We start from the raw sequence: 21,441 nt of genomic DNA, 5'->3' as shown, positions 1-21,441 counted from the left end.
CGCGGCCTGTCGCATTTGGGTGGTGACACGGGCCGCCGGGCGCCCAGCGGCCAGGGCGGCCTGTCAGCCTGCCGTGACGGAAATCCCGCCGCCGAACGCGAACGACGGCTACACTTTTCCTTCGAGGGTGCGGCGGAACAGTCTCCGGATGTTCCCGGTCAGGGCAGGATGTCCTCGAGTAGCGCGGTCCAAGCCGTCTGACGGGAGAAACCTCGCCATGGCTCTCGGTCCGGCCAACCTGCGCGGCGCTCAACGTGACGGGCAACCCGAGGCTGTAAGTGGCGAGGCTTCGTTTGCGGTTTCTACGCCCTCTCTGACCTTGCCCAAGGGCGGCGGCGCCATCCGCGGCATCGGCGAGAAGTTCGCCGCCAACCCGGTCACCGGCACCGGCTCGGTGTCGGTACCCATCGCTACCAGCCCGGGGCGTTCCGGCTTCGGGCCGCAGCTCTCCCTGTCCTACGACTCCGGTGCCGGCAACGGACCGTTCGGATTCGGGTGGAGCCTGTCGCTGCCGTCGATCGCACGCAAGACCGACAAAGGCCTGCCGCAGTATCTCGACGCAGTGGATTCCGACGTCTTCGTCCTGTCCGGGGCGGAAGATCTGGTGCCGGTCCTCCGGGCCGACGGTACGCGCTTCCGTGACGACACGACCGCGCCCGGGTTCGTCATCGACCGCTACCGTCCTCGGATCGAAGGGCTCTTTGCCCGTATTGAGCGCTGGAGCAGGATCGGCTCGCCCGGTGACGTCCATTGGCGCTCGATCTCCAAGGACAACATCCTCACCCTCTATGGTTATGACGCGAATTCGCGCGTCGCCGACCCGCTCGACGCCGACCGCATCTTCTCATGGCTGATCTGCGAATCGCGCGACGGCCAGGGCAACGGTATTCGCTACCTGTACAAGAACGAGGACGGCACCTACCAGCCCAGGCCGGGCCAGCCCGATCCGTTCAGGCAGGTCCACCAGCGCAACCGGGGCCTTGCGGCCGATGCGCGCCGCACCGCGCAGCGCTATCTGCAGCGGGTGCTGTACGGAAACCTCAAGCCCTTGTTGGATGCCCAGGGCCGGCGCCCCCGATACCTGAGTGACCTGCCTGATCCGCCGTCGGACACCGATGCCGACTGGTTCTTCGAAGTGCGCTTCGATTACGGAGAGCTGGACGAGGGCAACCCGACGGGCCAGCCGGAGAAGTCCTGGCTCTACCGCCCCGATGCTTTCTCCAGCTACCGCTCGGGTTTCGAGGTGCGCACCTGCCGCCGCTGTGAGCGGGTGCTGATGCTGCACCACATCCCCGATCAGCCGGCGGGCCCGGACCGGCCGGCGCAGCCCGGCTACCGGGGCGTGGTTTGCAGCACCGAATTCACCTACGACGACGAGATCGAGCCCGGTCTCGCTACCCGACCCGTCTACAGCTTCCTGAGGCAGGTCGTGCAGACGGGGTGGCAGCAGGACGGCGGTTCGACCACACGCAGCAGCATGCCGCCGGTCGAATTCGAATATACCGAGCCCCGCGTACAGGAGGTTGTCGAGGAGGTCGACCCGGCGAGCCTGGCGAACATGCCCGTCGGCCTCGACCGCAGCACCTACCGCTGGACCGACCTGCACGGCGAAGGCGTCCCCGGTATCCTCACCGAGCAGGCCGGCGCCTGGTTCTACAAGCGCAACTGGAGCCCGATTCCGCAGCCGCAGACTGACGGCAGCGAGGTCGTCAAGGCCCGCTTCGCCCCGCTCGAAGCGGTCGCGCTCAAGCCCAATGTGTCGTTGAATGCCGGCGCCGAGTTCATGGATCTGGCCGGCGACGGCCAACCTGACGTCGTCGTCATGGAAGGGCCGACGCCTGGCCTGTATGAACACGATGAGGCCACGGGCTGGCAGCCCTTCCGCCCCTTCAGCTCGCGCCTGGATCGCGACCTGCGGGACCCCAACCTCAAGTTTGTCGATCTCGACGGCGACGGCCATGCGGACGTGCTCATCACCGAGGACGACGCCTTGGTCTGGCATGCCTCGCTGGCCGAGGAAGGCTTCGGCCCGGCCCACCGCGTCGCTCAGGCGCTCGACGAGGAGAAAGGCCCGCGCGTCGTCTTCGCCGACGGCACCCAGTGCATCTACCTGGCCGATCTGTCGGGCGACGGCCTCACCGACATCGTCCGCATCCGCAACGGCGACATCTGCTACTGGCCCAACCTGGGCTATGGCCGCTTCGGCACGAAGGTGACGATGGACGACGCACCGTGGTTTGACCACCCGGACCAGTTCGACCACAAGCGCATCCGCCTGGCCGACATCGACGGCAGTGGCACCACCGACCTCATCTACCTGCACCGCAGCGGCGTCCGTCTGTACTTCAACCAGTCGGGCAACGGCTGGAGCCAGCCTCAGCTACTCAAGGTGTTCCCGCGCGTCGACGACCTGCTGAGCATCGTGCCCATCGACCTGCTCGGCGACGGCACCGCCTGCCTGGTCTGGTCGTCGCCGTTGCCCGGCGACGGGCGGCGGGCGATGCGCTACGTGAACCTGATGGGCGGTCGCAAGCCGCATCTGCTGGTCAGGACCGTCAACAACCTGGGCGCCGAAACCCGGGTCGACTACGCGCCATCAACCAAGTTCTACCTGCAGGACAGCCGCGACGGCCGGCCCTGGATCACGCGGCTGCCGTTCCCGGTGCATGTGGTCGAGCGTGTCGAAACGTACGACCACATCAGCCGCAACCGCTTCGTCACCCGCCTTGCTTACCACCACGGCTATTTCGACGGCGACGAGCGCGAGTTCCGCGGCTTCGGCTTGGTCGAGCAGTGGGACACGGAGCAGTTCGCGGCCCTGGCCGACGGAGCAGTGCCGGCCGACAATGTCGACGCCGCCTCGCACGTCCCGCCGGTCCACACCAAGACCTGGTTTCACACCGGGCTCTACCTCGGCCGCCAGCATGTCTCCGACTACTTCGCCGGCCTGCTGACGGCCACCGACCAGGGCGAGTACTTCCGCGAACCCGGCGCCACCGACGCGCAGGCACGGGCAATGCTCTTGCCGGACACCGAGCTTCCCGAAGGGCTCACGCTCGACGAAGAGCGCGAAGCCTGCCGTGCGCTCCGGGGCTCGATGTTGCGCCAGGAGATCTATGCCGATGACGCCGACCATCCCGGCGCCACGCCGGCGCAGATCGAGCGCGCCCGCAGGCCCTACTCCGTCACCGAGCAGAATTTCACCATCCGTACGCTGCAGGCACGGGGTTCCAATCGCCACGCCGTGTTCCTCACCCATGCGCGCGAGGCGCTCAGCTACCACTACGAGCGCGACCCTGCCGATCCACGTATCCAGCACACGCTGACGCTGGAAGTAGATGACGTCGGCAACGTCCTGAAACAGGCCGCCGTCGGCTACGGCCGCCGTGCCTCGCCGTTGCCAGCGCAATGGGATCGTGATCGGCAGACCACCCCACTGCTCACGTACACCGAAAACCGCGTCACCAACGCCATCGACTCGCCGGACGCGCACCGCAATCCGCTCCCCTGCGAGGCGGCTACCTTCGAACTGACCGGCTACCTGGCCACCGGGCCGGCCGGCCGCTACCAGACCTCGGACCTTGTCGAACCCGACCCCGCGGCGCCAGGCCGCCTGCGCCACACGTTCGCCGCTCCGGAAGTCCCGTATGAGTCCGCTGCCGCCGGCAGCCAACGGCGTCGCCCCATCGAGGTACTGCGCACGCTCTACCGTCGCGACGACCTGACCGGCTTGCTGCCGCTCGGGGGACTGCAATCGCTCGCCCTGCCTGGGGAGAGCTACAGGCTCGCTTTCACGCCCGGTCTGCTCGCCCAGGTCTTTCAGCGTCCGCGCGAGGGTCAGGGCCCCGAGCCGCTGCTGCCCGATCCTGCCGCCGTGCTCGGCGGCCAAGCCGGCAACCGGGGCGGTTATCTGCAAAGCCAGGAGCTCAAGGCCGACGGACGCTTCCCCGGCGACGACGCCGACGATCACTGGTGGCTGGCCTCCGGGCAGTCGTTCTTCAGCCCGAGCTCGGCCGACGACGTGCTCGCTGAATTGGCGCGAGCGCGGCGGCACTTCTACCTTCCGCGCCGCTATCGCGACCCGTTCGGCCAGGACGCGCTCGTCGACTTCGATGCTCACGACCTGCTGATGGTCGAAACCCGCGACGCGCTGAACAACCGCGTCACCGTGGACGCCAACGACTACCGCGTGCTGCAGCCGCGCCTGGTCAGCGACCCGAACCGCAACCGGACCGAAGTCGCCTTCGACACGCTCGGCATGGTGGCCGGCACCGCCGTGCTGGGCAAGCCGCTGCCCGCGCCGACGGAAGGCGACTCGCTCGCCGGCTTCGTCCCCGATCTCACGCAGGCCCAGCTCGACGGCTTCGTCGACGCCGCCGATCCACACGCAACGGCGGAAGTGCTGCTCCAGGGCGCCACAACGCGCATCGTCTACAACCTCGACCGCTTCCAGCGCACGCGGCAGGCGAATCCCAGTGCCCCGGAGCGGTGGCAGCCCGCGTACGCCGCCACGCTCGCCCGCGAAACCCACGTCAACGCTCCGCTACCGCCGCAGGGCCTGAAGATCCAGCTCAGCTTCAGCTACTCCGACGGCTTCGGCCGCGAGATCCAGAAGAAGATCCAGGCCGAGCCCGGTCCGGTGCCGCGGCGCGACGCGACCGGCAAGATCATCATCGGTGTCGACGGCCAGCCCGTGATGACATCGAATGACGTGAGTCCACGCTGGGTGGGTAGCGGCTGGACCGTCTTCAACAACAAGGGCAAGCCGGTCCGCCAGTACGAGCCTTTCTTCACCGACAGCCACCGCTTCGAGCTGGATGCACGCATCGGCGTTAGCCCGGTGCTGTTCTACGACCCGGCTGAACGCGTCGTCGCCACGCTGCACCCGAACGACACCTACGAAAAGGTGGTGTTCGACCCCTGGCAGCAGACGACGTACGACGTCAACGACACCTGCGCCGCGCGCGACGCGCAGACCGGCGACCCACGTACCGACCCCGACATCGGCGGCTACGTCGAGGAGTACTTCAAGGCCCAGCCGGCGGCGTGGCTGACCTGGCACGCCCGGCGCATCGGCAACGCTCTGGGTACCGACGAGCGCAACGCCGCCGAGCGTGCCGCGGCCCATGCCGACACGCCCGCCACCGCGCATGTCGACGCCTTGGGCCGCCCCTTCCTAACCGTCGCGCGCAACCGCGTCGTCTGCGCTGAACACGATCTTGACGGCACTGAAGAGAGCCTCGCATCCCGCGTCGAACTGGACATCGAAGGCAACCAGCGCTCCGTGCGCGACGCCATCCAGCAGGCCGGCGACCCGCTCGGCCGCGTCGTCATGCGCTACGCCTATGACATGCTCGGCAACCGCATCCACCAGCACAGCATGGAGGCCGGCGCACGCTGGATGGTCAACGACGCGGCCGGCAAGCCCATCCGCGCCTGGGACAGCCGCGGCCACGAATTCACGACGACGTACGATGCGCTGCGCCGACCGGTCGAGCAGACGGTGCGAGGTACCTTCAGCGACGCCGATCCGCTCAAACCCAATTCCGACCCGCGCACGCTGAACCGCGACATCCTGGTCGACAGGATCGAATACGGCGAGCCGCCCCTCAACGCCACGCCGGCCCAGGAAGCCGAGGCGCAGCGCCTCAACCTGCGCACCCGCATCCTCCGGCACTCCGATTCCGCGGGTATCGCCACCAACGCACGGCTCGACGCCGGCCGCAACCCGACCGAGGCCTACGATTTCAAGGGCAACCTGCTGCGCAGCACGCGGCAACTGGTCAGCGACTACGCCGCCATCCCGGACTGGCTGCGCAACCCCCAACTCGAGGCCGAAACGTTCGAGGGCGGCACGCGCTACGACGCGCTCAACCGCCCCATCCAGTCCATCGCCCCGCACAGCAGCCTGAACCGACCGGGGCACCCCGACAAGTTCAACGTCATCCAGCCTGTCTTCAACGAGGCCAACCTGCTGGAGCGGGTGGACGTCTGGCTGGAGCGCGCCGCCGAGCCGACTAGCCTGCTCGACCCGGCCGTCGACGCGCCGTCACCGGTCGGCGTGGCCGATATCGACTACGACGCCAAGGGCCAGCGCACCCTCATCGACTACAGGACGCGGGACGCGACGGTCATCCGCACCACCTACGCCTACGACCGCGAGACCTTCCGCCTGACGCACCTGTACACCCGCCGGGGCGTGGACCCCGCGACGGCCCAGGGCGTGGCCTTCACCGACGACTGCCAGAACCCGAACCCGCCCCCCGTCGCCGTCGCCGCGCCCGCACAGCCACCCGCAGGCAAGAGCTGCGGCTTGCAGAACCTGCACTACACCTACGACCCCGCCGGCAACATCACCCACATCCGCGACGACGCGCAGCAGACTGTCTACTTCCGAAATCAGCGCGTCGAGCCGAGCAACGACTACATCTACGACGCGCTCTATCGGCTGATCCAGGCCGACAGTCGCGAGCATTTGGGCCAAGCCGGCGGGGCGCCGATCCCGCACTCGCCCGACGACGCCAGCCGGGTCGGTCTGCTTCACCCCGGCGACGGCAATGCCATGGGCACCTACACCGAGCGCTATGTTTATGACGCCGTCGGCAATTTCCTCCAGATGCAGCACCGGGGCAGCGACCCGGCGCACCCGGGCTGGACACGCGCCTACACTTACGCGGAAACCAGCCTGACCGAACCGGGTAAGCAGAACAACCAGCTGACCAGCACGCACGTAGGCAGTGGCCCTGCGACCATACCCGCGACCTACCTGCACGACACCCACGGCAACATGCTGCGCATGCCCCACCTGGGCGGCGGCGGTGCCGGGCCGAACATGCACTGGGACTACAAGGACCAGCTTCGCCAGGTCGACAAGGGCGGCGGTGGCGCGGCCTTCTATGTCTACGATGCCTCAGGCCAGCGCGTGCGCAAGGTGTGGGAGAAGGCACCGAGCCTCACCGAGGAGCGCATCTATCTCGGCGGCTTCGAGGTCTTCCGCAGGCATGGCGGTCCCATCGGTGCCAACACCGTCACGCTGGAGCGCGAGACACTGCATCTGATGGCCGACAAGCAGCGCATCGCGCTGATTGAAACGCGTGTGCTCGACACGGCGGGCGGTGATCAGGCCCCCCGACAGCTGATCCGCTACCAGTTCGGCAACCACCTCGGGTCGGCCACCCTGGAGCTGGACGAGCGGGCGCAGATCATCTCGTGCGAGGAGTATTCGCCTTACGGCAGTTCGACCTATGAGGGAGTGCGCAGTTCGATAGAGACGGGAAAGCGGTATCGCTACACCGGGAGGGAGCGGGATACGGAGAGCGGGTTCTCTTACCATGGGGCGCGGTTCTACTCGCCATGGTTGGGCAGGTGGATGAGCTGTGATCCGATCGGGGTGAAGGATGAGCCCAATCTATTCAGCTACTGCAATGGCAACCCGCTAAATAGAACCGATATCCAGGGGGCGGACTGGGAGTTCACTTGGAAACCGTGGGAATGGGAGCCGGTAGCGTTTACCAAGGAGGAGGTCGCTCCGAGGGCCAGAGTGTTCTCCGGCAACGTCTTCGGAACTCTCCACGCCATCGTAGGCTACGAGACCGACCGAGAGCTAGGTCCCTACCAAGCCGCTGGCTATGAGTGGGCACAGAGTACCTTCGGCTGGCAAAAATTCGAGGCTGTGCAGAAGATGCGTGACGACATCGTAAACGATCCGTACGCATCCAAGATCATGGCTGGAACGCTCGGCCTCATTAGCGCGTTCGTTCCAGGAGCACCGGAGGGCGATGATCTTCCGGAGTCGATGCAACGGACCTACAAGATGATGAAGTACGCATCAACTAACGCCACGATGATCGTGGGCGCCGTCGGATCCTTCCAGTCCAATCGGATTACTCGTCCTCCTAGCCCGCCGGCCGTGGCGACGAGCACGGGATACCTCGTGCGGACGGCGCCAGGGGCGTTGACAACTCCGGCGCCAGGTCCGCTGGCGATGGCCATCGTAGCAGCCGGGAATGGTTCGCCAAAAGGCGAGCCGAAAAGTGGCCAGGCACCGAAGCCAGAAGAGAAGCAGCTGAAAGCTGACGCCGGCACGATACATGGAGTGGACCAGTACAGAGGCGGGCAGACCCTACTAACTGCAGAACTGAAAATGCCAGACGGAAGCAAACTTAAGGTGGCTGTCCCCAACGAGGGTGCTGGATGGCGGCCAGAACAAAGAGAAAAGGCGGTCAGTCTGGGATACAAGCCGCTCGATGCCAGGACTCCCGGTTCTGGAATCCACGCCGAACAACAGCTCGAGATCTTTCGGAAAGAGAAAAACGCGACGGTCACCGAGTGGGCCATCAGTCGCGGGAAAGGTGGAAACAGCATCATCTGTAACGAAGGATGTAAGAACTTCACAAAGAACTGGGGGCCACAGCAACAATGACGGCACCGCTTGAATCTGGTCGAGTTTGTGCCAGCACGTGGGCGGCTTGGGTCCGAGTAGGAGATTGACGCAAGAGAGACATATTGCGGGCCATAATTTGCCCTCCGGCGCGACGTGTCCATGTGCCGAGGCTTGACGGGCGAGTAAGGGGCGAAGGAGAGGAGTGGGCTGTGATCGCCCGAAGTTCCTCATCGGCTTGGAGGACTCTTCTCCATCCTGCCGGGCGAGGTGCGCTCCAGGGCCGCACCGCTCTCGTAAAGTCGATGACTTCAACGCGCATCGCAATTGACGGGAAGATACCGCAATGAAAAGGGTGGCGAGCGTGGCCGGCTCCATTAACGGGCGGGTGATCGACGAACGGAGCGTACCGGTTGACGAACAGCGACCCTGACGCGCTGTAGTCCTCGCTCGCCGACCGCAGGTTCGACGAGCGCACCATCGACGCGCTGCAGACCGACGCCGTGCTGGGCGCGCTCACGCGGCAGAACGCGCCCGTGGTCCGCCGGTTTGTCGAGCGGACCGGGCTGGGCGACGCCGCCGAGCTCGCCGACCATAGCTTCTACCGCGCGGCGGCGTGGCGCGACGTCGTCGGCGACGACGTGCCCGAGGGGCTCACCGTCGAGCAGTACACATCCGGACTCGCGGCGCAGGTCGCGACCCGGTTCCCCGCAAGGATCACCGCCGACCTCGTCCGCAGCAATGCCGTCGCGGTCGCCCGTCGGCAAAGGACGCGGTCGCCGCCTTCTTCACGCAGCGCAGTGCGAACGCATCGCTCGGTGTCGTTCCCGTGCGCACGTGGGAGGGCTTCGCGGACCTCAGCCCCAGGGCACGGAGGGTGCGCTCAAGGTGGAGCGGCTGTTCCAGATCAGCCCGTCGCGCGACGGTTACGCTGTCGTCCGTTGACATCGACTCCGCGCTGCAGGTCATGCGGTACTCCCCGGCCGGGTTCGTGGCGGCGTTCGGGGAGAAGTTCCCCAGCACCATGGAGGCCCGGCTCACGTTCGGGCGCAGGTTCCGGTGCGTCAATGTTCCTCACCCTCACTTGTGGCACCTACAGCCGCGTCCACCCCGGCGGCACGCGAAGCCCCAAAAATGAAGAAGCCCCCGATGCGTTGCAACGGGGGAATCTCCACGATGAGCCGATGGTCTTTTTACGCTGATGCTTTTCCTTCTGTGGACAATTCAGCAGGCAATACTTCAACCTTAAGTACCTTCGACGATAGCAACGTTAGGCCGTTCCGACGGGTCCGTCAAGCGGATTTCGGGCAGGCCGAGGGCGCCGGGGTCGAAGCCGGGGCGGGCGTAGAGCACACGGCACGAGGTGCGCAGCGTGTCGAGGTAGCCGTGGGCCGGGCCGGCGGCCAGCTCGGCGGGCGTCACCAGGTGGAGGTCGAAGCGCACGGCGAAGCAGCGCAGTGCGTCGCGCAGCTCGCGGTCGCGCAGCCACGGCGAGGCGCGGAACGGGCCGACCACCAGCAGGTCGATGTCGCTGTGGACGTCGGCCGTCCCCTTCGCCCACGACCCGAACAGCACCACGGCGTCGGGATCGCAACACTCGACGACCGTGTCGGTGATGGCGCCCAGGGCCGTGTCGACAGCCGGGTTGATGGAACCGGCCATCACGACGAGGTGAAGCCGACCACGAGGTAGGCCTCGCGCAGGTCGTCGGGTGAAAGCGAACGGAAGTCGGGGGCACCGGAGCGGCGGATCTTCATAGTCCACGTCCCGAGCGGGCTGGTCGGCGGGTTGAACGCTGTCTTCACCAGATGGTGGGCGCCGCGCATCGCCAAGTCCGGGGCCAGTGTCTCGGTCGAGGCGCCGGCGCCGCCGGGCACCATCAGCTGCACCTCGAAGGGGCCGGTAACCTCGCTCTCGACGATCAGGTCGAGCCGGGTCAGGCGCAGGTTCGTGGCCGAGCGGAACACGAACGGCAGGTAGCGCCGGTCCAGCGTGAAAGTCAGCACCTGATCCGTGTCGGTGCCCGGCGAGAGGAACCGCTGCCACTCGCGGGGCAGCTCCTGGTCGAGCACGATCAGCCGCACGCCGTTGACGGGCACGACCGCGGCGCGGTTGGTGCGGGCGGTGGTGGCCAACGCCGTCGATCCGGCGAGCGCCGTGTAGCGGACGCTGAGCACGACGTCGGAGATTGTGGCGAGGTCGAACGTGTTGTCCTCCGGCGGTAGGGCGAGGTGCCACGTACTGACCGCGCCAGCGCCTTCGAACGGCAGCAGCCGCTCGTCGTCGAAGCGCAGCTCGAAGAGACCGCTGTCGTTCTGAGCGGTGCTGGTGACGATCGCCTGCACCGGCACGTCGACCTTGGCGAAGCGTTCGCCATCGGGGTTGAGCGGGTCGCCGTAGCCGGTGGATACGTCCTCGGTCACCCGCGTGCCGTGGTTCGTCAGCGACAGCGTCGCGTTCACCGACGTGTACGGGCCGACGATGCAAGGCACGGTCAGCGACACCGTCTTGATCCGCCGCTGGTAGTGGCCCGGGTGGTCCGAGTCGTACAGCCACTCCGGCAGCGTGATGTCGCACGCCCCCGCGGTCTTCAGGCGCACCAGCGCCAGCGGGTCGATCTGGGCGAGTGAGATGTGCTTGGTCAGCTCCAGCCGCCGGGTGTTCTGCTCGTACCACGCGGCCTCCAGCCGTCGCAGGTCGTTGGCCAACCGCTCCCCGGCCAGCAGACCCTTCTTCAACCCGTCCCAATACCCAAACTGGACGAAACCGCCCTTGGGCATCGCCGACGCTCCCAGCTCGTAGCTCATCGCCGCCTCGGCCCGCCTGGCCATGTCGAACGCCAGTTGGTAGGCCTGGAAGTAGACGGTCGACAGTTGCTTGATCATCCAGTCGTAGAGCTGGTCGTTGGTGTACTTGCTCTGCAGGTATTCGTTGACCGCGGTCGACTGCTCGATCGACAGCTGGTGGTTCTCCAGCTCGGTCTGGGCCACGGCCCCGCGGATGGCCGAGCCGTCGAGCTGCTTGGCGATCTGGGCCAGCTCGATGGTCGCCTGGTCGGCGTTGAACTTCCAGTCGTCGGCCCGGCGCTGGTAGCTACCGGTGGTCGAGGCCATGCCGGCCCACTTGTCGGCGGCCGAGGCGATCGCGCCGAGCGTCGACACCGCGCACTCGGCCGCCTTGGAGAACTTGATCCCGTCGGGGATGTCGGCCTTGGCGACCGGCGAGCCGCCGAAGCCCGACGCCCCGATGGTGAACCGCGGGATCAACGCCAGCCCGCCCGCCAGCGAGTAGCCGAGGGCGATCGCCGTCTGGGCCAGCGCCGACACACCGTTGAGCGACAGGGCAGCGATCTCGAAACCGTTCATGAACTCGCGCGACGCATAGTAGTCGAGCTTGCCCTGGGCGATCGCCTGGCTCTGCTCCAGCGCCGCCGTGTCGGCGGCCGCGAGGGCGACGGCGTCCTTCTTCAGCGCCGTCACCGCGTCAAGCATCGCCACCTCCTGCGTCGAGCGCAGCAACGACAACTGCTCGTTGTCGAGGTTCTGCAGCGCGGCGAGGATCTTGTCGCCGAAGGTGCGCACGTCGGCCGTGAAGTCGAGCGCCTTCTGCAGCAGCGGCATGCACCGGTACTGACTGGCGCCGGGGCCGCCTCCCGCCAGCACGCTGTCGATGTCGATGCCGGCGGCGGCGGCCTTCACCAGCAGCGCGGGGTCGATCGGCGGCTCGAACGGCGGCTGCTGCCGCACCACGCCGGCCAGGTTCATGCAGTGGCGCACCTTGGACAGGCGGCCGGCGAGGGTGTCCCAGTAGCCGAGGAGCTGGTCGTTGACCGGGATGCCGAAGTAGCTGATCTCCAGTACCGGCAGCGGCTCGGCGCCATCCCTGGTGGCCACCACCTGCACCGGCGAAGCGGCGAGGTTCTCGGCCAGCACCTCAACCTTGGCGTTACCGAAGGGGTCGAGGGCGGCGTCGGCGGTGAGGTCGTTGTAGGACTTGTCGGCGCGGGCGATGTTGGGCACCTGCACCGGGCGCGGCCCGAGCAGCTCGCGGGCCAGCAGGTAGAGCGTCGTCGCCTCGTTGATCGACTCGATCGTGTCCCGGCGGAACAAGCTGTCACCCCAGGCGATCAGGTTGTCGATGTAGCGCATCACGACGTTCTTCTGGTAGGCGACGGGCCGGAAGCGGGCGATGAGGTGCGGGTTGAACGGGTTGTTCTTCCACGCGTTGAGCTGGTCGGTGTTGTCGACGATGTGGTCGAGCAGCTGCTCGATGCGCTGCTTGCGGTAGTAGTCGGCGTTCTGCTCGTAGAAGGGCTTGGTCACCCAGAACCGCTGCGGCGACGGCAGCGCGTCGGTGTTGGTCGGGTCGAAGATGAAGTGGAACCAGCGCATCGCCTCCTCGAAGCGCTGGTTCTGGCTCAGCTTTGTGGCGATCGCCAGCGGGGCGTGGAAGAACGTCTCCCAGTTGTAGATGCTGTACGCGCCCTGACGGTCGAAGTCGACGATGTCGCGGGCCGCGCTGCCGGCGGCGGCGGACGAGGCGGTCGGGCCGTATTGGGCGAAGCTGAAGCTATTGCCCGGGTAGAACGTCTGCGGGTTGAGCTGTACCTTGCGGTTGAGCAGCCCCTCCAATCCGCCGCGCTTCAGCTCCCGCAGGAACAGCGCGGTGTACGGGTGGTGCATCGGCGAGAACGTGTAGCGCAGCAGCTTCAGCGCTTTGTTGTAGCCGGCGATCACCTGCTGCCACTCGGGCTTGATGAAGAACGACCGCTGCGTGTCCTGGTAGATCATCGGTGCCGGGAACGACACCGCCTCGTCGAACTGGATGGCGTGCTGCGACACGACCAGCTCGAACGGCGCCTGGGCCCCGGTGAGCAGCGCCGTGCTCTGCGCGCCCTCCAACACTTGCAGGCTGGAGCCGTTCGAGCGGTTGCTGTGCAGTTTGGCGTTCTCGAAGTGCATGCCCGTCGGAAGTGCGAGGCGGGGAGCGATCTCGTAGGGGCCGCTGAGCCGTTTGATCGCCGCCCCGTCGGCGCCGAAGGCGTTGTTGGCGTAGGTGTAGGAGTCGGTCGCCGACGGCGTGTCCGACATCACCCCCAACGCGTTCTTCAAGCGGTATTGACCGGCGAGGCCCTTCATCTTGATGTCGACGACGCCGCCGTCGAACACGAACGACGACGAGTGCCACGGGCGAATCGCCTCGTTGAAGCGGGTCGCTGTGACGTAGGTCGGCGCGGCCGCGTAATGGTCGTAGAACGTGGTGTTGTTGAACTCGGCGGTGGTCGACAGGTACAGGTCGATCCACAGCAGGTTCTCCCGCGGCTTGTAGCGGGGCTTGAGGTTGTAGGCCGAGTGCGGCCGCTGCCACGGGTGGACGATCTTCTGGCGCGACATCCGTTTGGCCGTCCAGCCGCCGTCGTGGGTCTGCAGGCTCCACGCCAGCTGGAGCTCCAGCTGGTTGGCCGGATCCGGCGTGGTGGTCGGCTTGTCCGAGGTTGTGGCCGCCGGCTGCTTGCGTACCTTCTGGGGCTTCTCGTTGATGACCAGCCAGAACAGGTGGAGCTGGCGGTTGTAGACCACCGGCACGACTTGGTCGCCGTTGATGTCGACGTCGATCTGCTTCCACGGCGTCCACTCGCCCGTGGTGAGGTCGTGGCAGCGGTAGAAGTACACGGCGGGATGGGTGCGCGTGCGCCCGACGACGTGCAGCCGGTTGATGTTCGGGCCGAGGTTGCCGGTCGGGTCGTCGTCGTCAACCTCGTAGTAGATCCCGGTGATGTCGAGCCGGGAGACCTCATGGACCTTCTCGAGGTAATGGACGAACGCCGTCTCGGCGAGGTCGTCGGTGAGGTCGCTCTGCATCAGCTCACTGACGAGGTCGTCGTAGAACGGCGAGCGGTCGTCGCGCAGGTCGGGCTCCAGCCAGTTCTCCGGGTAGAGGAACACCTTGCGGTTGGCCTCCCACACCCGGTAGCTCTTCATCCACTTCCACTGCCGCCAGTTGTCCGACGAGTGCGTGTCAGTGAGCGACTCGCGCGACACCTGGACGAACGCCTGCTCCAGGTTGAGGAAGCAGCCCTGGACGAACAGCTGCACGGCGCTGATCGCCTGCTTGATCCGCGAGGTCAGCTGGCAGGCGCCCATCTCGACGTCGATCAGCAGCCACGCCAGCAGGCCATCGGCGTCGGCCCAGCGCTTGGGGTTGGGCCACTGTTTGGCGTGGACCGTGATCGTCGCCGGCTCGGTGCGCTGCGACTGCTCGACGAGGTGGGCGAGCAAGGCGTTGCGCTTCGCCTCGCGCAGCGAGTCCGACAGCGGGGTGACGATCGTCGCCCAGGCGCCGTCGTCGTAGCGGGCCTTGGCTGCCTGGCGGCACTGCTGCGCCGTGGCGAACTGGCTAGCGTCGTGGTCGCGGTCGGCCCAGTCGATCGCCTGGCTGGCGTCGACGCCGAGGCGGTGGAGCATCGCGAACACGTCGCCCAGCCGCCTGAGCGTGGCCGGTGCCAGGTAGTCGGTTGGCTGCAACCCGAGCCCGGTGTGCACAGCACCGAGGTCGACGGTGGTCCAGCTGGTCAGGGCCGACAGCGCGGCGTGGATATCTTGCGCCGTGGCGCCATGGGCGCGCGCCCCGTCGAGCACGGCCAGCAGGCTGGCGCCGTCGGGTGCCATGTGGGCGTCGCGGAAGTCGGTGAGCTGGCGCAGGGCGACCCAATGGGCGAACAGCGACGCGCCGGGGGCGGCCGTCACCGGGAGGTCGCCGAGGGCGAGGGCGCCCACGTCGCCGGCGTGGGCGAGCAGCCAGGCCAGCTCGGCGGCGTCGGTCAGGCGGTGGCGGCTGACCACCATGGCCACCTTGTGCAGCAGCCGGTAGGCGGTGAACTGGTCGGAGAACGTGGTCTCGTCGAGCACGTTGGCGAATGTGCCGTCGGAAGCCTGCGCCGTCAGCTGCGCCGCCGTCAGCAGCGCCAGCAGCGTTGCGCCGCCCACCTTCAGCGTGTTCGCCAGCGTCGCCGACTGCTCGTCGGTGAGCCCGAACGTGGACGAGATCGAGGCGATGGCCTGGCCGTCGGGGGTGGCCGATGGGTTGCTGCGCTGGCTCTGGCGGATCGCCTCCAGTCCCTGCACGATGACGTCGTTGCGCAGGCCGTAGGGCGAATCGGGGTCGAGCGTGAGCACGTAGTGGAGTTCGCCGATCGACAGCCGGCCGGCCGAGACGTCGGCGGCGGCCGTCGCGGTCGCGGCGATCGAGTCGAGCGAGGCCACCGGGTCGGGGATACCGGCCAGGTCGACCAGCGTGAGCAGGTCGGCAACGCGCAGGTGCAGCCCACGAGCCAGCGTCGCCAGGCCGACGAGGCGGGCGAGGTTGGCCACCGTGAGATCGCCGTCGGTGCGGGCCAGCAGCAGCTGCAGTTCGGCGTCGGTGACCGCGATGGCGGCGGCCAGTGCCGGGCGGTGGTCCGCAAGGTGAAGGTGTCCGCCGCCGGCCAGCGGGAGGGCGAAGGCCGCGTTGACCGGGTTGGTCACGAGGCGGTTCTGGAACAGGGTGTCGTAGGTCGACGGCACGGTCGCCGACGGGTCGGTCGGGACTCGCTGCGGGGTTGTGGCGATGTCGCCTAGCGTGGTCAGCAGAGCCTCGGTACCGATGCCCAGCGTGATCTGCAGCTCGTGGGCGCGGCGCAGGCGGGTCAGCGCGGCGGCATCGAGCATGCCGTCGCCGACCTGGGGCGAGCGGATCAGCCGGTCGAGCTCCCCCATCTTCCACGGCGTGTGCCGCCAGAGCCGCAGGAAGCGGTGGGCGCGGTCGGCGTTGGCCGCCGTGAGGTTGGCGACGTGTTGGGCGCTCAGCGCGGCCGTGTCGACCGGGCGCTGCACCACGAGGCGCTGGGGGTCACCTGACGGGCTGACCCATGCGACGAGGGCCAGCTCCAGCAGCTCGTTGTACGTCAGCCCGCTGCGCGCCAGGAACTCGGTGACGGTCAGCGACGACGGAACCGTGGCGCCGTCGAACCCCCACAGCGTCGTCTGGCGGGCGTCGTCGGCGGCGGCGGTGACCACCAATGTGGTCTCGTGGCTTGACAGGCCGAAGTGCTCGCCGGCGATGCTCACCGCCGTCGGCACCGGCGACCCGCTCTGCAGCAGTTCCATCAGGTACTCGCGGGGGACGCCGAGATGATCGAGGAACGTGCGCGCCTCCACCTGCCACAGGTCGAACGACGAGCGGATCGGGAAGTCGGCGGTGCGTAGCGTGTCGTAGGCCGCCGTGCGGACGTTCTCGGGTTGGGCCCGCAGTTCGGCGGCCGGGCGCGTGGTCTGGAACGTCACCGGGGGATCGGTCGGCGCGACCAGCGCTTCGAGCAGCTCATTGATGATGTCGATGTAGGGCATCGCGGTGTTGGTGTTGGCGCAACCGAGGAGGAGGTCGCCGAGGTCGGGGCGGCGCTGGAACAGCACGTCCTTCACGCTCACGCCCGTGGTCTCCGACGGCATCGCGGCGAGGAACCGCAGCAGGTCGGCGAGATAGGCGGGTGCGCCGAGCACCGACTCGCACTCCGAGCAGGCGCATACGTCCGCTGGCCCGAACAGGGTCTCCAGGTTGGGTACGCCACCCGAAAGCATATTCAGCTCGTCGGCGGTGTAGGTGTACGACACGATCGCTTTCGGGTTGGCCTGATTCAGCTCGCTGCGGTAGTCGACAAGGCGGGCGATCGCCTGGGCGTAGCGGAACTGAGCCGTCCCCCATACGGTGAGCGCCGCCTGCTCGCTGACCCCGGCCGCGCCGAGGCGGGTGACGAGCTGGTCGCGCCCGAGCCCGATCACCTGGTGGGCACTGTGGATGCCCTGGTCGAGCAGCAACCGGCCCTGCTCGGCGTCGGCACTGATGCGGCTGATCCGCTGCAGCGCCTTGGCCTCGGCCAGCGCCTCGGGGGCGACCGTGGCGTTGGACCGGGTGACGAGGGCGTCGATGTTGGTGTATCGCAGGTCGAGGTCGGGGCTGTCGTCAGCCAGCGTGGCGACGGCGTCGAGATGGGTGAGCTGGTGGTTGGTGCCGCGCGCCGCCTCGGCGACGAAGGCGACTGTCGGGTACAGCCGCTCGGCCTGGGACTTCAGGGTCGCCGCATACGTGGCCTTCTGCGCGTCGGCGCCGGCGCCGTCGGTGCCGGGCGGCACCCGGTTGCCGTTGGTCGTCAGCAGCGCGACCCAGCCGTCGTGGTCGAGCTTGGCGAAGTCGCGAGCGTTGGTCAGGTCGGGGCGCGCCGGATTGCCGATCAGCGCCTTCAGCTGTGTCGCCGTCGGGGCGAAGTTCTTGGTAATCTCTCCGATCCGGACGGTCTCCTCCAAGTCGTCGAGCGCGGCCGGGCCACCGAAGTCGTCGGGCCGGCCACGGGCGTCGGCCCAGAAGTCGGCGCCGAAGCTGCGGTGCGTGAGGAAGGCGGCGGCGACTGCTGGGTAGTGGGCAGCGCCGACCGCCGAGGCATCAAGCAGGGCCTGGATCGTGCCGTTGCCGACGAGGATCGGCTTGGTCAGCGTGAACGTCTCCCGCTTGGCGGCCAGGGCGGCGAGGACCGCGGCGCGCTGGGCCGACAGGCTGGCCGGGATGAGGTTGCCGGCCGTCGCGTTGTCGAACGCCGCGGCGGCGAGGTCGGGATCCAGGAACACGATGCCGGCGGTCGTCTGCTCGACGAGCTGGTCGATCAGAGTCCACTGCGCCGTCGACGCGAGCAGGTCGCCGGGCAGCGACGCCGGCAGGTTCTGGCGGATGAACGCGTAGGCCACTCCCAGCGGCAGCGCCGGGTCGGCGAGCTCGGCGGTCACCCGGGCGGCCAGGGCGAGGCGCATCACGTCGTCCTTGGCCAGCCATGAGTTCACCGAGACGTGGGTGACGTCCTGCTGCTCGGCGGTCTCGGCGAGATCGGTGAGGGCGACGCCGGCCAGCGACGGCGCTACCTGGCGCATACGCTGATCGAGCTCGCTGGTGCCGCGGTAGGGCTGGTCGCCGTCGATGAAGTTCACCCACGCGATCGACGTCGGGTTGAACACCACTTTCGTCGACACCGGCGCACCGCCGCCGTCAAGCACCTTCACGGCAAGGTGGTACGGCGTCTTGATCCGGCCGCTGCTCGCGTCCTTGGGTGGCAGGTAGGGGATGTCGAAGAATCCGCCGGCCCGCGTCGGGCGCTCGGCGAGCAGCGTGCCGCCGCCGCGCAGCACCTTCTCCCACACCTGGACGCGCACACCGACCCTTCCCGCCGTGGTGGCATCGCGCACCGAGCCACGGATGCGGTAGCCGTAGCTCGCCGCCTCCGACGGATTGGCCGCCAGGATCTTGGTGTTGAGCAGCTTGCGCGTCTGGCCGTCGACGTGCCCGTTGGGGGTGAGCCCCTCGGCCCGCTGGAAGGCGATCACGGCCTGGCGCGTCGACGCACCGAACTTCGACGCCTTGAACTCCTTGACGTCGATCGTCTGGCCGAGGTAGGCAAGCGCCTGCTGAACGGAGGCCACATGCTTGTTGGTGGCGTTGAGCCGCAGGTTGCGCATCACCGGAGTGAGCGCCGTCTCGTCGGTCGCCGCCAATGCCGCGACGTCGTTGCTGTTCCGGCTGGTGGCGACCGTCTCGATGCGTCGCATCGTCAACGGGTCGAGCTCGCCGGTGACCGGCAGCTGGTAGCGGGCCTGGAACGCCGTGATCGCCGCGACGGAGGTCGGCCCGAGGGTCTTGCTGGCCAGCTCGGCGGGGTCGATCGTCACCCCCAGCTTGGCGATGGCGGCGGCCCGCCGCAGCGACCGCTGGATCTGGCCGACCTGGTTCTTCGAGGCGAGGCGGGCGCGCAGCGCCGAGGCCTCCAGTTCGCCGACGACCTCGGCCGACAGCGGCCGACCGCCCAAGGCCGCCTCGGTGGTCGGTCCCAGCGTGCGGGCCTTCAGCTCGGCCGGGTCGATCTGCGCGCCGGTGCGCACGAGCAGCCGTTGCACCTTGGCCAGACGGGTCTTGCTGTCGGCGAAGAAGCGGTGGGCAAGCTCCTGGTTCATCGCCGTCGCCGTCGCGTCGTCGACGTGGCCAGTGGCCGCCAGCCCGGCCCGCTCCTGGAACGTGCGGATCGCCTCGGGACCGGCAGGCACTCGCAGCTTGCGCAGCGCCGCGTGGAGGGCTGGTGCGTCGGGAGCGGAACCGGTGGTGACCTCGATTGGCATCCCCGCTCCGGCCGCCGCCGGCACTGGACTCGCAGGATTCGGCGGATTCACCGGCCCGTCTGTGGGTCCCGGCGGCCTGGCAGGTTCGACCGGCCCCACCGGCGCCAACGCACCCCGTCCGGCGCCTGCCGCCATCGGTACCGGCGGGCCGAGGCGCAGCGTCGACCGTGGCGACGGCGACACGGCGGGAATCGCCGCGCGGGTGCCGGCATCGACGACCCGAAACCGTTCAAGTTCGCCGACCCGCCGCTCCGGCACCAGCCGGGTACCCCCCGACCTGATGGTCACGTAATACGCGACCTCTTCACCCGGACGCAGCTCGGGAAACGCACCCTCGAAGTACCTGGTTCCACCGACGTCGCCAGCCGGATCGAGCATGCGTCGCTGCCAGACTCCACCTCCCCGGCGGAACTCGATCGAGACCACCAGGCTGTCGTCGGGCGGCCGGACCGCCACCCTGATAGGCGGCTGAGTGGACACGACGTCGCCTGATGGCCTGTTCGCCCCGTCGCCGTCGAACCAGATCTCGAACTCGCCGGTCCTCACTCGTGCCACCGCGGACCCCGCTCTGCCGCTCTGGTCGGTACTGTCAGCTCTGGCTCGATTTCCCGCCGCGCGCGCGGCGGCGCCGCCGGCCTTTTCATCCCTTGACTTCGTCCTACGCTTCATCCCTTGACTTCGTCCTACGCTTCATCCCTCGGCTTCGCCCTCAGCAGCACGGCGCTCATGGTTTCGCGAAGCCGCGGCACGAAGCGCTCGTAGAGGTCGAAGCGGCGCATGTCTTTCCCCTGGGTGATGAAGGCCAGCCGCGGCGCCTCCGCCACCACCCGGTCAATCCGCCCTTCGGCCAACGACAAGAGCAACGCGCCACCGTTCTCGAGCACAGACGACCGGTAGACCGGGCCGTCGTCTATGAGCGCCTTCACGGCATCGATGGGGATCGTTGACGAGCCATCTCCCCGCCGGTGCAACTCCGTCCAGATCGAGTTGCTGGCGACGATCGCATAACCAGTGCGGTAACCCTCGTCGTCGAGGACGGCCAGGGCACTCGCGACAGACGGAATCAGGCCCTCGCCGAGCGAACCGTTGACAGCCTTGACGTCGACCAGCCGATGGAATTGCAGCTTCCCACCCGCCTTCAAAATCTCGTCGGCGATCCCATCCGCCTCCACAATCTCGTCGGCGATCCCTTTTCGGAACACTCGCTCGTCGTGTTTGCGGGCCAATTTCTGCGCCGCGTGGCGCACCGCGACCAGGGCACGCGCGGGGTTAGGATCATCGATCTGCAACTTTGGGATGCTGACCTTCTCCTCGAACCGCTCGATGTCGACCCGCGTCTCGTCGTCCACGGTTCCAGCCTCGTAGTCGAATCTGTCGCTCGAAACAAAGCGCATCTGCTCGGGAACGGGATAGGCCGGCAGCAGCCGCTGAGCGAGTCGAGCCTGCTCCGTCTCGCCGGCGATGATCTGATCAATATCGCCTTGATGCGCCTGCAACCACTCGGAGCCATTCATTCCTGCCCAATCTATTATGTTCAGAACCGGACGACGCGTTAAAAGCCTGAGGCTTGCTGTAGAGGGTGGAGGACGGAAGTAGCACGTGTACTCAACGAATCTCTCTCACGATTGCACTGAGGAACGAATTGTGGCCACGGGCAAGGCTGAGACTGGACGGTCGGCGTCACGTCGGGAGCGGGCTCTAGCGCGCGGGCCGGCCTGACGGTCCGAACGGCCGCCGCATTGGTACCAGCGCACCCTGTTCGGCACCAGCTGTCTGGGACGATCCGATCGACGGCAACCCTGACCCGGACGAGCTGAACCGGGTCGGCGGGCAGGCCGTTCCGAACCTTCAGGCACAGCGCCTCCGGCTGGC

The 21,441-nt window shown here is 67.7% G+C and carries 4 protein-coding genes; 1 reads left to right on the top strand and 3 read right to left on the bottom strand.

Translation table 11 applies throughout. The annotated features are described in order from the left end of the window. Positions 1–217: 217 nt before the first annotated feature. On the top strand, positions 218–8,422 hold the full coding sequence (locus AWX74_RS15330) for a SpvB/TcaC N-terminal domain-containing protein (RefSeq protein ID WP_091277164.1): 8,205 nt from the start codon (positions 218–220) through the stop codon (positions 8,420–8,422). Positions 8,423–9,625: 1,203 nt separating this feature from the next. On the opposite strand, the gene AWX74_RS15320 is transcribed toward AWX74_RS15330, so the two are convergent. The 3 genes from AWX74_RS15320 to AWX74_RS15310 form a co-directional block, all read right to left on the bottom strand. Beyond that, the gene (locus tag AWX74_RS15320; RefSeq protein WP_091277161.1) at positions 9,626–10,042 is read right to left on the bottom strand and encodes a nucleotidyltransferase domain-containing protein; all 417 of its coding nucleotides are present in this window, start codon (positions 10,040–10,042) and stop codon (positions 9,626–9,628) included. After that, complete coding sequence (locus AWX74_RS15315) at positions 10,042–20,115, bottom strand: Tc toxin subunit A-related protein (protein WP_091277160.1); 10,074 nt, start codon at positions 20,113–20,115, stop codon at positions 10,042–10,044. The genes AWX74_RS15320 and AWX74_RS15315 overlap by 1 nt, the downstream gene beginning before the upstream one ends. A gap of 137 nt (positions 20,116–20,252) precedes the next feature. Beyond that, a complete protein-coding gene (locus tag AWX74_RS15310) occupies positions 20,253–21,083 on the bottom strand; it encodes an encapsulin (protein ID WP_091277156.1) in 831 nt (276 codons plus the stop codon). Positions 21,084–21,441 lie beyond the last annotated feature (358 nt).

The organism is Parafrankia irregularis (assembly GCF_001536285.1).
Lineage (GTDB): Bacteria > Actinomycetota > Actinomycetes > Frankiales > Frankiaceae > Parafrankia > Parafrankia irregularis.
Note: the sequence above shows the minus strand (reverse complement) of the source record. Positions and strands in the feature narration are given on the sequence as shown.